Raw genomic sequence first — 13,215 nt, 5'->3', positions numbered from 1 at the left:
GCCCCGGTACGACGATCTGTGCATGTCACGAGACGCGCTCGCGCGGGCCGTACTCGAGCGAGCCCCGGACGATCGAGTGCAGGTTCTCGATGCGGACGGAGCCGTCGTCGAGCCGGCACTGGAGCCGGATCTCGAACCGGAGACGCTGCGATCGATGTACCGCGACATGCGCTTCTGTCGGCGCTTCGACGAGCGGATGATCAGCCTCCAGCGCCAGGGACGGATGGGGACGTACTCGTCGCTGGCCGGTCAGGAGGGGTCCCAGATCGGGGCGACCTACGCACTCGCGGACGAGGACATGCTCTCTTTCCAGTACCGGGAACACGGCGCGATCGTCGCTCGCGGCCTCCCCTGGGAGTACCTGCTCTACTGGATGGGCCACGAAGACGGGAATGCCGCGCTCGCAGAGATCTCCGTCTTCCCGTTGAACATCTCGATCGGAGCACACCTCCCACACGCCGTCGGCTGGTCGTGGGCGGCGAAACTGAACGGGGACGAGCGCGTGTCGGTCGTCCACTTTGGCGACGGGTCGACGTCCGAGGGCGACGTCCACGAGGCGATGAACTTCGCGGGCGTCTTCGACACACCGACCGTCTTCGTCTGTAACAACAACCAGTGGGCGATCTCCGTCCCGCGAGAGCGCCAGACTGCGAGCGCGACGATCGCCCAGAAAGCCCACGCCTACGGCTTCGCGGGCGTTCAGGTCGACGGGATGGACCCGCTCGCAACCTACGTCGTCACGCAGGCCGCACGGGAGAAGGCACTCGACGGCGACGGCGATCGGCTTCGACCAACGCTGATCGAGGCCGTCCAGTACCGCTACGGCGCGCACACGACGGCCGACGATCCGGACGTCTACCGCGACGAGGCGGAGGTCGAACGCTGGCGCGAGCGCGACCCGATCGATCGGTTCGAGACCTATCTCCGGGACCGCGGCGTGCTCGACGAGGACGCGATCGACGGGATCGAACGCGAAATCGAGGAGACGCTGGCGTCGATCGTCGATCGGACAGAGAGCGTCGTGGCCGATCCCGGCGAACTGTTCGAGTACACGTACGAGGAGCCGACGCCGCGGCTGGTCGAACAGCGCAAGTACCTCGAAGGGCTTCGCGAAACGCACGGTGACGACGAACTGATCGACTACGAATAACGTTATTAGAGGCCTCATAAAGCGGCCAGACGGACATAGAAAGGACTACGAGACCCTCGTCCCGACGGGCCGGCATGCAACTCGAACAGCCGAGCCAGGAATCGACCTGGTCCGGCACGGTCCCGACCGCCTTCGACATGCGCGTCCTCGGCCTCGTCGTCCTGACGGCCGCGCTCGCGGCGTCGCTAAACGTCACCTACGGCGGCCCCTTCGTCGCCATCGGCGCGTTCGCGCTGCTTACGACCGGTGGCATCACGGTCCACGTCCTCGGAGAGCGACGACTTCGGCGGATTACCGACGGTCTCGTCGATCGCTGGCTCGCTTCCGGCGGCCAGATCACCGCCGTCACCAGGTCCACGAGGGGGACGCGAACCGAATGGACGGTCCACACGCCCGACGGCGAGGTCACCGTCGGCGGTGTCGCACTGGTTCCGATTTCGCAGCTTTCGGTCGAGTGGCGAGGTATCTGCGACACGATGGACGCGAGCGAGGCCGAAACGGATCTCGATCGACTCGCGGACGGCCTCTACGCGGAGATATTCGAGACCGAGACCGTCGAAACGTAGACCCCGACCTGCGGTTTCTCCCCCTCCGACCACACGCCGAGTGCGCTGGCGTGACACGGACTTTCAGCGACTCTCGTCGATCGAGACGTCCGGCGATTTTCGTCGATCGAGTCGCGACGAGGACCGCTTTTGCGAGCGGGTCGAGTCTCGGCGGCGCGGTCAGGTCGGTCGAGAACGGTTCGGCTTGCGCGCGACGTAATAGGGATGCCCGACGTACTGGCGAATACTCCCGTCGTTGCGCACGAGGTCGACGACTTCGAACCCGCATCGTCGAAGTTGCTGTTTCTGATCTGCGGGTCGAATGTAGTAAATTATTCCTGGCTCGCCGGAAATGTAGTTGTCGTATTTGTACCGGGAGAACACGCGTCCAGAACGGACGTTCTGGGCCCAGAATTCGGCGAATTTGTAGAGTCCCTCCAGATCGAGGCTTCGGATGACGTACGTGCTCCACAGATTGTGGGCGCTGAATACGAACACTCCACCGGGTTGCAACACGCGTCGAACCTCCTGAAGCACTCGATATCGATCGTGTTCGCTCGGGATGTCGTCGATCCCGAAGTACGAAAACAACGCGTAGTCGAACGATTCGTCTTCGAACGGTAACAGCCGTGCGTCACCCACTGAAAGCGTGATCTCGGGGGACTGCTGTCGAGCGCTTTTGACGAGAGGCTCGGTCAGATCGAGTCCGATCACGTCGAACCCTATTCGATCGAGTTCGACCGTCGTCCGACCGGCCCCGCAACCGAGGTCGAGGACTCTCGCCGTCGAATCGGTGAAATACCTCTCGATCGCCAACCGTTCGGATTTCGTTAGTCCCGCCGCGACGGCGTGCGTGTACTCTTCGACGCGATCCACCGAACTGTAGTACTGAACGACGTCGTCTTGTGTAGGTACCTCTTCGGACATGGTTCATTACACCTCGAATACGGATGGGATACGTTTGCGTCGGAGCCGACCGAAACGACCGGAAACAGCGGTGCCCGATGGTTTCGCCCGGCCACAGTCCCGACAGTCAACGTGCTCTACTGGCCCACGAGTGTTATATATTCTCCTGAATTTCCTTTAAATCAATTATTAGATATGGTCAACGATCCCGGTGAGTCAGGACCACTGTAAGTTCTCCGAGTGATGTCCCCGTCCACCGGCTGCGATCGCGTCGACTGGAAGCGACGGCAACGCACGGCCGCTGATACACCAGCGAGACGCAGGCAATCACTCGAATAGATCCTCGTGGCGCTGTGCGAGGTTCGTATACGCACCCGAAGAAAACTCCTCGAAGACCTCCTCCGGATCGATCGTCGTCTTCTCGAGTGGCGTGATCTCCGCCGGGACGCCACGGACGAACGATTCCGGTGGAACGCTGTAGTTGTTCGGGACCACCGTTCCTTCTGCGACGATGCTTCGCCGTCCGATCGTGGCGTTGGTGTTGACCGTCGCGTTGAAGCCGACCAGTGCGCGCTCTTCGACGATCGCCTCGTTGAGAACGGCACCGTGGCCGATCATCGCGTTCGCCTCGAGCGTCGAAGCATGAATCGTCGCGTTGTCACCAACGTGGGCCTGCCGACCAACGCGAACGGGACCGATGTCGCCGCGGAGGACGACGCCCGGCCAGACGCTCGCATCCGACTCGACCGTCACGTCACCGACGAGTACCGCGTCGTGACTCACGCGAGCCTGCTCGTCGATCGTCGGTGTGGTTCCCTCGAACGCGTAGGTTCGACTGTCGACCATGCGAAATTCGACCACGAGGCGTCTCATAAGCGTTCGTTGACGAGGTCGTGACAGACACGCCGCCCGAAACGTACACCGTGTCCAACGGGTCCGTTCGGCGTTAGGACTCGATCTTTTCGAGTATCTCGCGCGCCTGTTCTTCGGCGTTCTCCTCGCCGACGGATTTCGGAATGAGTACGCTCGTCACTTCCCAGTCGTCCTCGCCTTCGACCCGACCGGTTCGCACTTCGCTTCCCTCGGAGACCGATCCCGCTGGCTTCTCCGCCCAGTCTGGCGTTCGAATCTCGTCGTACCGGTCCGGATCGCGAAACCGTACGTGAATGTACTCATCTTCGGTCTCGACTGCGTCGACGTCGGGTGTGTCAGCCATGTACGACGCGACGGCGACGATCGACATACCGTTCGGCCTTGCGAGTGTCGCGTGAACGCGGGTCACAGCGGGCCGGCAGTCGTGGCCGATCGAACGGAACGTCCGGCGTCGAGGGGTTCCGTCTCGGGCGCGACGTGATCGAGGCGCTCGACACCGACGACTCCCATCCCGAAACGCAAAACGCATACCTCCGCGTAGAGGTCACATACGATGGCAAACGGGAAGCGATCGGCGGCCGGTGACGAGAACCGCGTCGCATTGCGTCCGACCGACGGAACGACGCTCGTGGACGCAGTCAAAGACGAGTTACCGCAGGGACGAGCACTCGACATCGCAACCGGTGACGGACGAGTCGCGATCGCACTCGCCAACGAAGGCTGGACGGTCGACGCAATCGACATCTCGCGAGCGATGCTCGACCGCGCACGCGAGCGAGCGGTCGCCCGATCGTGTGCGATCGAGTGGATTCTCGCCGACGTCGATAGCTACTGTTTTCCCGAGGCCGCCTACGACGTGGTGGCGATCCGGTTTTTCGACGCGCGCGATCGACTGGCAGACATTACAACAGCCCTCACACCGGGCGGCGTACTCGTCTACGAACACCACCTCCAGTCCGAACCCGAGAGCAATCGGTACCGGTTCGAACCGAACGAATTATTAGACGCCTGTCAAGAACTGACGATCCAGTACTACGCCGAAGACGAGGACCGATCTCGCGTCTGGCTAGTCGCTGCCCGATCGTTGGATCCAACGGTCCAGAGCGTCCCCTGACCAAACTGCAGTCCCGATCGACACAGCTCAGTTTCGGTCGAACGTGCAACGCGGACACTCTCCAGTCGGTAGAAGGCGCGCTCGAACCGCCAAAGCGCCAGCTGACCGCGTTGGTAACACATCCGTTTTCGGCGGGCGACCCGTTCACCGATCGAGCGGTGTCGGACCTCACCCCCGACGCTTACAGGCGCTTCAGGTTCTTCGCTCGAGGGCCTTTGTCCGCCTGTTCGATTTCGAACTCGACTTCCTGTCCCTCTTCGAGGTCCGGGCCGCCGACGTCTTCCATGTGAAAGAAGACGTCGTCGTCAATTTCGTCGGTCTCGATGAATCCGTAGCCGCCTGTGTCGTTAAAGAAGTCGACCGTACCGGTTGGCATTGCAGGTTCCTCCACCTCGTTCGAGTCGTCCCGGACTTATATACCTGCATGTGGCAGGTGCCACGAGTATATATAGGGGTTCGTCTGCGATCGCAGCGGGCATACGTTCTTCCCCGTCGACTCCGAATTCCGGACGTGACACCCTCACCGTTCGACCAGTTCGATCACGAATCGCACATGCGCCGGGCGTTCGATCTCGCCCGATCGGCCGCCGAGCGAGGCGACCGCCCGTTCGGTTCCGTCCTCGTTCGCGACGACGAGGTCATCATGGAGGCCTCGAACCGCGTGGTGACCGAATCCGACGTCCGACGCCATCCGGAACTCCACCTCGCCTACCGCGCCCGACGAGAACTCGATCCCGACGCCCGACGCGAGACCGTGATGTACACCAGCACCGAACCCTGTCCGATGTGTGCCGGCGGTCTCCGGTATGCCGAACTCGGGCGCATCGCATACAGCGTCGGCGGCGACGAGATCGGCGCGTTCACCGGACACGAGACGCCGGTTCGATCGGCAACCGTCCTCGAGGGCGTCACCGAAGTCGTCGGTCCCGTCCTGAACCAGGAGGGACGACACCTCCACGAAACGTTCGATTGGTAACTCACGCTCCCTCCACGCGAGTGCCCCAAGGGAAGGGGGGAGCTACGCACCCGATCACAGCGTCGCGGACGGCGCTCAGTCGACCACCGCGCCGTGTTCGTCGATCTCTCCTCGAACGATCCGAGTCGAAGAGATTCGGTTGCCGTCCGCGGCGAGCACGTACGGCGCGACGATTCCGGTCAGCGGATCGAACCCGCGCTCCCGGCGTCTCTCGTTGATCGCGACGAGTTCGTCTGCGGTCTCCGGCGAGACGACCAGCGCCTCGATCGAGGCGTCGTCCGTGACGATTCCGTACGGGTCGTCGAGTTTCCGGATCGAGACGTTTCGAGTCCACTCGTCGATCAACTCGAGTTCGGCGGCAACCGATCGCTCCCGGCTCTCGTAGGACGGGACCGGCCGCGATCGCGTTTCGGTCGCGAGGGCGTCGCTCGTGAGGCCGAGAACCACGCCGTCTTCGCCGAACCGAAGCGCGTGCTCGAAGAGTTCCCGGTGACCGTCGTGGACCGGACCGAACGTGCCAGCGACTGCGACTCGCATACGACCCGGTGACGGCCTCGAGCCACAAGAAGGGCGCGGGCCGGCCACACCACCGACGCTCGAACCGATCCCGGTCGAATCCTGGCGACCGCGTTGATAAACGACGGCGCTTATCACTGTGACGTACGGAGAGTCGATATGAACCTTCCGCCGGTCGGTCTCGGGACGATGGGCATCGACGATCCCGCAGTCGTCGAGATGGCCCTCGATGTCGGCTACCGACACCTCGACACCGCTAGCATTTACGAAAACGAGGATGTCGTCGGACAGGGCCTCGCCGCGAGCGACGTACCTCGCGAGGATGTGACCGTCGCGACGAAACTCTGGATCGACGACCTCGATCCCGATCGAGTCCGAACGGCGACCGAGGAGAGTCTCGATCGGCTCGGGGTCGATTACGTCGATATCCTCTACGTTCACCGACCACGCGGCGCGTACGACCCCACGGAAACGCTCCCGGCACTCGACGCGCTCGTCGACGACAACCTCGTCTTGCATCTCGGTCTGTCGAACTTCACAGCCGAGCAAATCGAGACAGCGCGAACGCATCTCCAATCGTCGATCGCAGCCCACCAGGTCGAACGCCACCCACTGTTTACGCGAGACGAACTCCTGGCCGACGCGCGGGAAAACGACTACGCACTCGTGGCCTACTCACCCCTCGCCGGCGGTCGGGTGCGAGAACTCCCAGCGCTACAGGCGATCGCGGACAAACACGAGACGACGCCCGAAACCGTCGCGATCGCATGGCTCGTCGGCACCGACGGCGTCGTCACGATCCCCAAGGCCTCCTCGCGAAACCACCTCGAATCGAATCGTATGGCCGCCCAGCTCGAACTGGACGCCGGGGATCGGAACCGGATCGCCGCGATCGATCGGGAAAACGAACTGTTCCCTGAATAGGCGGTCTCGAAACTGGGTCCAGTCCAACGGGTACCCGGAGCCGAATCGATTGCCGATTCTCACGAAAATCAGTAACCGACCGACCGCGGCACTTCAGCATCGTTCGAGGTGGAGCCATCCCACGCAAGGAGCGAGTTTCGGGGAGGCAAGCAAGTTTCGGGGAAGCAATCGAGTAGACGTGCGTGTGGTTGGGTGGTGGTGAACGGCGAGAATTACTCCGCGTCCGGAATCGCCGTGTCGGGAACGTACGGCAGCTCCGCGGCCTTCTTGTTCACTTCGCCCGCGTTCGATTTCATCAGCGCCGTCGTATCCCAGACGCCCTCGACGAGAGCCTTGCGCTGGGCCTCGTCGACGGTGACATCGATCGTCTCCCCGCCGTAGGTGACCGTCTCGGCGTCGACGTCGACGTCGATGTCGCCGTCGGGGTTCTCGTCGACCCAGCTCTGGAGCGCTTCGATCGTCTCGGTGTCGGCGGTGACGGTCGGAATGCCGAGCGCGAGACAGTTGCCGGCGAAAATCTCGGCAAAGCCTTCGCCGATGATGGCGTCGATTCCCCAGCGCATCAGCGCCTGCGGGGCGTGTTCGCGCGAAGAGCCACAGCCGAAGTTGTTGTTGACGACCATGATCGAGGAGTCCTGAAACTGTTCCTCGTTCATCGGGTGGTCTTTGGGATCGTCGTTCTCGTCGAAGCGCACGTCGAAGAACGCGAACTCGCCGAGTCCGTCGAAGGTGACGACCTTCATGAACCGGGCCGGAATGATCTGGTCGGTGTCGATGTCGTTACCTCGGATCGGAATACCGGTGCCGGAAACGTAGTCGACTTCCGGAATGTCGACCGAATCGGTGTCAGTCATACTGTGGTCACCTCCGTCATCTCTCGAACGTCAGTCACTTCGCCTTCGATCGCCGCCGCAGCGACCATCTGGGGGTTCATCAACACGGTGCGGCCGTCCTTGCTGCCCTGGCGACCGACGAAGTTCCGGTTCGAGGAAGAGGCGCTGGCCTCGTCGCCCTCGAGTTGGTCCTCGTTCATGCCGAGACACATCGAACAGCCGGCGTTTCGCCACTCGAAGCCGGCGTCCTCGAAGACGTCTTTGAGTCCTTCTGCTTCCGCGGCACGCTGGACGCGTTGGCTTCCGGGGACGACTAACGCACGGACGTCGTCGTGGACCTGCCGCCCCTCGACGATCGCCGCCGCCCGGCGCAGGTCCGGCAGTCGGGCGTTCGTACAGGAGCCGACGAAGGCGACGTCGATCTCGTAGCCGGCCATCGTCTCGCCGGGTTCGACCCGCATGTGCTCCTGGGCGCGCCGAGCGGTGTCTTGCTTGTCTGCGGGGAGATCTTCGGGTGCCGGAATCGGATCCGAGATACCGATTCCCTGGCCGGGGGTAGTCCCCCACGTGACGACGGGTTCGAGTTCGCCGGCATCGATGTGGACGATATCGTCGTACTCTGCCGTCTCGTCGCTGCGAATCGACTCCCAGTACGGTTTCAGTTTCTCGAACTCCTCAGGATTCTCCTGGAAGTAGTCGGTCTGCTCGAGCCATTCGTAGGTGGTCTCGTCAGGGTTGACGTAGCCCGCGCGAGCGCCGCCCTCGATCGACATGTTGCAGATCGACATCCGCCCTTCCATGCTGAGGTCTTCGATCGCTTCGCCGGCGTACTCGTAGACGTAGCCGACGCCGCCCTCGGTGCCGAGTCGGCGGATTATCTCGAGGATGATGTCCTTCGCTTCGACGCCTTCACCGAGTTCGCCGTCGACCTGGATCTTGCGGACTTTTTGTTTCTCCATCGCGATCGTCCCCGTCGCGAGCACGTCCCGAATCTGGGAGGTCCCGATCCCGAACGCGAGCGCGCCAAACGCGCCGTGCGTCGAGGTGTGGCTGTCGCCACAGACGATCGTCTTGCCGGGTTGGGTAAGTCCCTGCTCCGGACCGATGACGTGGACGATCCCCTGGTCGCCACTCGTCGGATCGGAGAAGTCGATACCCGCATCACGGACGTTCTGTTCGAGTTCGGCCATCATCTCCTCGGCGGCGTCCTCTTTGTACGGTCGAGACTGATCCGCCGTCGGCACGATGTGATCGACCGTCGCGTGGGTCAGTTTCGGGAATGCGACCTCGAGGTCGCGCTCGCGGAGCATTCCGAACGCCTGCGGACTCGTCACCTCGTGAATGAGGTGGAGACCGACGAACAGCTGATCCTGTCCGGTCGGCAGTTGCGTTACCTTGTGGCGGTCCCACACCTTGTCGTACAGTGTTCCCTCGCTCATGTCTCGTCCTCTACAGTCTCATCCCCTACGGGGCGTGTTCGGCCGCGTTCGAAGACGCGGTTGGCGTCGTCTGCGCCCTTTGGCGGAGTGTGGTCGACGTCTCGTACCGTCTCCGCTGCTGATTCGTCGGCTGTGCGTCCGTTCGGGTCGGTCGCCGCCGGCTCACCGCCGTCCGCGATGACGGTCGGGCCGCGGCTGAACAGCCGGCCGGCCGTCTCCCCGGTGTAGGGGTTGGTGTGGCTCATGTCGGCCACCGTATCGGTCGTCTCTTGCTGGTTTCCACTCATGATTTGTGAGTCGTGATCAGTCGTCCGCTTGCACCTGAACGGACTCCTCTTCGGTCTCGTCTTCAGTTTCGTCCTCGTCGGCCCAGGCGAACAGCTCGCGCAGTCGTGCGCCGACTTCCTCGATTTCGTGGTTCTGCTCGGCCTGACGAAGCTGGGAGTAGCTCGGTCGACCGGCCTGGTTCTCGAGGATCCACTCTCGCGTGAACTCTCCGTTCTGGACCTCTTCGAGCACTTCGTCCATGTTCTCTCGAACCGAGTCGTCGACGATACGATCGCCGCGGGTGAGACCGCCGTACTCGGCGGTGTCCGAGACGGAGTTCCACATCTCCATGTTCCCGCCCTCGTACATCAGGTCGACGATGAGTTTGAGTTCGTTCAGGCACTCGAAGTAGGCGATTTCCGGCGAGTAGCCCGCGTCGACGAGCGCCTCGTAGCCGTGTTTGACGAGCGCGGTGACGCCGCCACAGAGGACGGCCTGCTCCCCAAAGAGGTCGGATTCGACTTCCTCCTGGAACGTCGTTTCGATGACGCCGGCGCGGGTACAGCCGATCGCCTTCGCATACGCGAGCGCCCGTTCGTGTGCGTCGCCGGTCGTGTCCTGGTAGACCGCGAGCAGGCCGGGCGTTCCCTCGTCGTTCTCGTAGTTGCGTCGGACGAGGTGGCCCGGACTCTTCGGGGCGACCATCGACACGTCGACGCCTTCCGGCGGCTGGATCTGGTTGTAATGAATGTTCAGCCCGTGGGCGAACTGGAGCGTGTCACCCGCCTCGAGGTTGGGTTCGATCGCGTTCTCGTAGACCGACGCCTGGACGGTGTCGGGAACGAGCACGGAGACGTAGGTTGCCTGGGCGACTGCCTCGGCCGGGGTCGTGACCGTCAGCCCGTCGGCTTCCGCCGCCGATCGCGAGGACGAATCCTCGCGCAGGCCGACGACCACGTCGACCCCGCTTTCGTGGAGGTTCAGCGCGTGGGCGTGGCCCTGGCTCCCGTAGCCGAGGACGGCTACGGTGTCGTCGTCGAGCGTCGATACGTCTGCATCATCGTCGTAGTAGATATCGGTCGTGAATTCGTCAGTCATCGTCTGCTGTATACTGTTGGTCTTGGTTCGCCCCGTCGGCGGCCGATTCGGTCGCAGTCAGCGGTGCCGCAGTGTCGTCGGTGCCGCGTGCGAGCGCCGTCGTGCCGGTCCGGGAGATTTCCCGAATGCCGAACTGACTGAACGTCTCGATCGCGGCTTCGATCTTCTGCTGTGCGCCCGTGATCTCGAAGGTCGCGGTCTCCGGGCTGGAGTCGACGGTTTTGGCGTCGTACATGTCCGCGACGGCGGCGACCCGATCGGGGCGCTCGGCGTCGACTTTCACGAGCGCGAGTTCGCGGCGCATCGCGTCCGGGTCGAGTTCGCGCACGGAGATGACCGGCACCAGCTTCCGGAGTTGCTTCTTTATCTGGTCGATGCCGGGGTCTGGTTCCTCGACGACCAGCGTGATCCGGGCGCGGTCCTCGTCGTGGGTCGGCCCGACGGTGAGGCTCTCGATGTTGAACTGCCGTCTCGAGAACAGTCCCGAAACGTCCGAGAGCACGCCGGGTTCGTGGGTGACCAGCGCCGAGATGACGGTGCGGCGGGGGAGGTGGGTCGCCTCGACCTCGGGGTCGATGCGAATCCCCTGCTTGTTGCGCCGGCCCGCGGGCGTCGGTCGCTCCTCCGGGCGTGGCCCGTCGAGTCCGCGTTTCACGCGAACCACCTCCGGTCAGTGGTTCGCGTGCGGTCGGACGGAGTCCGTCCGACGGTCATAGCTGGTCCTCCGACAGCGCGAACTGTCCGTTGTCGCCGCCGCTTGGCACCATTGGGTAAACGTTCGCCTGGGGATCAATATGGACATCGATCACGGACGGCCCGTCGTAGGCGATCGCCGCCTCGATCGTGTCGGCCACATCGTCGTAGTCGTCGATGCGGAAGCCGCGTGCGCCAAAGGCCTCGGCGAGTTTGTCGAACTCGGGCATCCAGCTGTACTCCGAGGCGGCGTGTCGCCCCTCGAAGAAGGCATCCTGCCACTGGCGGACCATCCCGATGTACTCGTTGTTGAGCACCGCGACGGTGATGTCGAGATTCTCTCTGACCGCCACGGACAGCCCCTGCATCGTCATCAGGAACGAGCCGTCGCCGTCGACACAGATGACCTCCTGGTCGTCGTCGGCCGCGATGCGAGCACCGATCGCGGCGGGCAGTCCGTACCCCATCGTCCCGAGGCCGTGACTGGACACCCACGTCCGAGGCTCGGTGTAGGTCCAGTACTGCCAGGCCCACATTTGGTGTTGGCCGACGCCGGTGGTGACGATCGCGCGATCGCTCGTGGCCTCGTCTAAGGCCTCGACGACGAACTCCGGCTGAACCGGTTCGTCCTCGGGGGCGTCGTAGGCCATCGAGTAGTCGGATTTCCACTGCTGGCACTGTGCGCGCCACTTTTTCGCTTCCGGCGAGCGCTCGACCGCTTCAGAGAGTTGGGAAACGACGGTTTCGGCGTCGCCGACCAGCGGGTAATCCGCGTGGATGTTCTTCGAGATCTCCGCAGGGTCGATGTCGACGTGGATCAGTTCCGCGTCAGGCGCGAAGGTCTCGATGCCGCCGGTGAGGCGATCGTCGAAGCGCGTGCCGATCCCGATCAGGGTGTCACAGTGGGTAATCGCCATGTTGGCGTAGCCGGTGCCGTGCATGCCGGCCCCCTCGAGTGACAGTTCGTGGTCCTCGGGGAACGCGCCGGTTCCCGGCATCGTCGTAATGACCGGAATCTCGTGTTCGATCGCGAACTCGCGGCAGGCCTCGCTGGCCTCGCCTTTGATGACGCCGCCGCCCAGAAGCATGACGGGGCGGGCGGCGTTCTCGATCCGTTCGGCTGCGGCCGCGACGATCTCGTCGTCGGCTCGCTCCTGAACGGTGTAGGTGTCGGGGACGCGGGCTTCCTCCGGCTCCCGATCGGTCTCGGCGTTGGTGATGTCTTTCGGCAGGTCGACCAGGGTCGGTCCCGGCCGGCCCTCGCGGGCGAGCGCGAAGGCTTCACTCACGTCGGTCCCGACGCGATCGGGATCGGTCGAGAAGGTGTTGTCCTTCGTGACCGGAGTCGTGACGCCGGTGGTGTCGGTCTCCTGGAAGGCGTCGTTGCCGACGAATTCCGTCGGCACCTGGCCCGTCAGTGCGACCATCGGGTCCGAGTCCATGTCGGCGTCCGCGATGCCCGTGACGAGATTCGTCGCGCCTGGGCCCGACGTCGCGAGACAGATCCCCGGCTCACCTGCGACGATGCCGTAGGCGTCGGCCGCGTGAGCCGCGCCCTGTTCGTGGGCCATCGTCACGTGGTAAATATCCGAGTCGTACAGCGCGTCGTAGACGGGCATGATCGCCCCGCCCTGCACGCCGAAGGCGTACTCGACGCCCGCGTTTTCCAGCGCGCGAATCACGGCCTCGGCCCCGGTCGTGACCGGCGTGCTTTCGGTCGTCGGCTCGGACACGTCGTCGGTCTCTTCGCCGGGCGAGACTCCGTCGGTGACCTCGGCGTCGGCTGGTTCGTCGTCCTGTTCTGCTGGTGTGACCGATGCGGCGCGTTCGCTCATCGAGTATCTCCCGCCGCGGGTTGGCGATTCGTCGGTGTGGATGTAC

The 13,215-nt window shown here is 63.7% G+C and carries 17 protein-coding genes; 6 read left to right on the top strand and 11 right to left on the bottom strand.

Features of this window, described 5'->3' with window-relative positions; translation table 11 throughout:
- Positions 1–22: 22 nt before the first annotated feature.
- Positions 23–1,150: a pyruvate dehydrogenase (acetyl-transferring) E1 component subunit alpha gene (gene pdhA, locus AC6I6L_RS15815; RefSeq protein WP_497918727.1), complete on the top strand. Its 1,128-nt coding sequence runs from the start codon at positions 23–25 to the stop codon at positions 1,148–1,150.
- Positions 1,151–1,224: 74 nt separating this feature from the next.
- On the top strand, positions 1,225–1,716 hold the full coding sequence (locus AC6I6L_RS15810) for a hypothetical protein (RefSeq protein ID WP_497918726.1): 492 nt from the start codon (positions 1,225–1,227) through the stop codon (positions 1,714–1,716).
- 159 nt (positions 1,717–1,875) lie between these two features.
- On the opposite strand, the gene AC6I6L_RS15805 is transcribed toward AC6I6L_RS15810, so the two are convergent.
- The 3 genes from AC6I6L_RS15805 to AC6I6L_RS15795 form a co-directional block, all read right to left on the bottom strand.
- Entirely contained in the window at positions 1,876–2,622 is a 747-nt protein-coding gene (locus AC6I6L_RS15805) for a class I SAM-dependent methyltransferase (protein ID WP_497918725.1), read from the bottom strand.
- Between the two features lie 306 nt (positions 2,623–2,928).
- Complete coding sequence (locus tag AC6I6L_RS15800) at positions 2,929–3,447, bottom strand: gamma carbonic anhydrase family protein (RefSeq protein WP_497918724.1); 519 nt, start codon at positions 3,445–3,447, stop codon at positions 2,929–2,931.
- A gap of 100 nt (positions 3,448–3,547) precedes the next feature.
- Positions 3,548–3,817 (bottom strand): hypothetical protein, encoded by a 270-nt coding sequence (locus tag AC6I6L_RS15795; protein ID WP_497918979.1) that lies wholly within the window; start codon positions 3,815–3,817, stop codon positions 3,548–3,550.
- A 44-nt stretch (positions 3,818–3,861) separates the two neighbouring features.
- On the opposite strand from AC6I6L_RS15795, the gene AC6I6L_RS15790 reads away from it, so the two are divergent.
- Together AC6I6L_RS15790 and AC6I6L_RS15785 are read left to right on the top strand one after the other, a co-directional pair.
- A complete protein-coding gene (locus AC6I6L_RS15790) occupies positions 3,862–4,059 on the top strand; it encodes a hypothetical protein (protein ID WP_497918723.1) in 198 nt (65 codons plus the stop codon).
- The gene (locus AC6I6L_RS15785; protein WP_497918722.1) at positions 4,028–4,588 is read left to right on the top strand and encodes a class I SAM-dependent methyltransferase; all 561 of its coding nucleotides are present in this window, start codon (positions 4,028–4,030) and stop codon (positions 4,586–4,588) included. Before AC6I6L_RS15790 ends, AC6I6L_RS15785 begins: the two co-directional genes overlap by 32 nt.
- Positions 4,589–4,769: 181 nt before the next feature.
- Here the strand turns inward: AC6I6L_RS15785 and AC6I6L_RS15780 are convergent, their stop codons facing one another.
- The gene (locus AC6I6L_RS15780; RefSeq protein ID WP_497918721.1) at positions 4,770–4,964 is read right to left on the bottom strand and encodes a cold-shock protein; all 195 of its coding nucleotides are present in this window, start codon (positions 4,962–4,964) and stop codon (positions 4,770–4,772) included.
- A 135-nt stretch (positions 4,965–5,099) separates the two neighbouring features.
- On the opposite strand from AC6I6L_RS15780, the gene AC6I6L_RS15775 reads away from it, so the two are divergent.
- Positions 5,100–5,564, top strand: coding sequence for a nucleoside deaminase (locus tag AC6I6L_RS15775; RefSeq protein ID WP_497918720.1), 465 nt, complete (start codon positions 5,100–5,102; stop codon positions 5,562–5,564).
- 75 nt (positions 5,565–5,639) lie between these two features.
- Here the strand turns inward: AC6I6L_RS15775 and AC6I6L_RS15770 are convergent, their stop codons facing one another.
- On the bottom strand, positions 5,640–6,101 hold the full coding sequence (locus tag AC6I6L_RS15770) for a phosphopantetheine adenylyltransferase (RefSeq protein ID WP_497918719.1): 462 nt from the start codon (positions 6,099–6,101) through the stop codon (positions 5,640–5,642).
- Between the two features lie 138 nt (positions 6,102–6,239).
- Here AC6I6L_RS15770 and AC6I6L_RS15765 point away from each other — a divergent pair, with 138 nt between their 5' ends.
- On the top strand, positions 6,240–7,004 hold the full coding sequence (locus AC6I6L_RS15765) for an aldo/keto reductase (RefSeq protein WP_497918718.1): 765 nt from the start codon (positions 6,240–6,242) through the stop codon (positions 7,002–7,004).
- A 212-nt stretch (positions 7,005–7,216) separates the two neighbouring features.
- Here AC6I6L_RS15765 and leuD read toward each other — a convergent pair whose 3' ends face one another.
- Genes leuD through ilvB form a run of 6 tightly spaced genes read right to left on the bottom strand, consistent with a single transcriptional unit; the run spans position 7,217 to position 13,169 of the window.
- Complete coding sequence (leuD, locus tag AC6I6L_RS15760) at positions 7,217–7,858, bottom strand: 3-isopropylmalate dehydratase small subunit (RefSeq protein ID WP_497918717.1); 642 nt, start codon at positions 7,856–7,858, stop codon at positions 7,217–7,219.
- Positions 7,855–9,276, bottom strand: coding sequence for a 3-isopropylmalate dehydratase large subunit (leuC, locus tag AC6I6L_RS15755; protein ID WP_497918716.1), 1,422 nt, complete (start codon positions 9,274–9,276; stop codon positions 7,855–7,857). The genes leuD and leuC overlap by 4 nt, the downstream gene beginning before the upstream one ends.
- Entirely contained in the window at positions 9,273–9,563 is a 291-nt protein-coding gene (locus AC6I6L_RS15750) for a DUF7989 family protein (RefSeq protein ID WP_497918715.1), read from the bottom strand. The genes leuC and AC6I6L_RS15750 overlap by 4 nt, the downstream gene beginning before the upstream one ends.
- 16 nt (positions 9,564–9,579) lie before the next feature.
- Positions 9,580–10,641, bottom strand: a complete 1,062-nt coding sequence (gene ilvC, locus AC6I6L_RS15745) for a ketol-acid reductoisomerase (RefSeq protein WP_497918714.1) — start codon at positions 10,639–10,641, stop codon at positions 9,580–9,582.
- Positions 10,634–11,296 (bottom strand): acetolactate synthase small subunit, encoded by a 663-nt coding sequence (gene ilvN, locus AC6I6L_RS15740; protein ID WP_497918713.1) that lies wholly within the window; start codon positions 11,294–11,296, stop codon positions 10,634–10,636. Before ilvN ends, ilvC begins: the two co-directional genes overlap by 8 nt.
- Positions 11,297–11,351: 55 nt before the next feature.
- Positions 11,352–13,169, bottom strand: a complete 1,818-nt coding sequence (ilvB, locus tag AC6I6L_RS15735) for a biosynthetic-type acetolactate synthase large subunit (RefSeq protein WP_497918712.1) — start codon at positions 13,167–13,169, stop codon at positions 11,352–11,354.
- Positions 13,170–13,215 lie beyond the last annotated feature (46 nt).

Source organism: Halosolutus sp. DAT137 (genome assembly GCF_059736405.1).
Note: the sequence above shows the minus strand (reverse complement) of the source record. Positions and strands in the feature narration are given on the sequence as shown.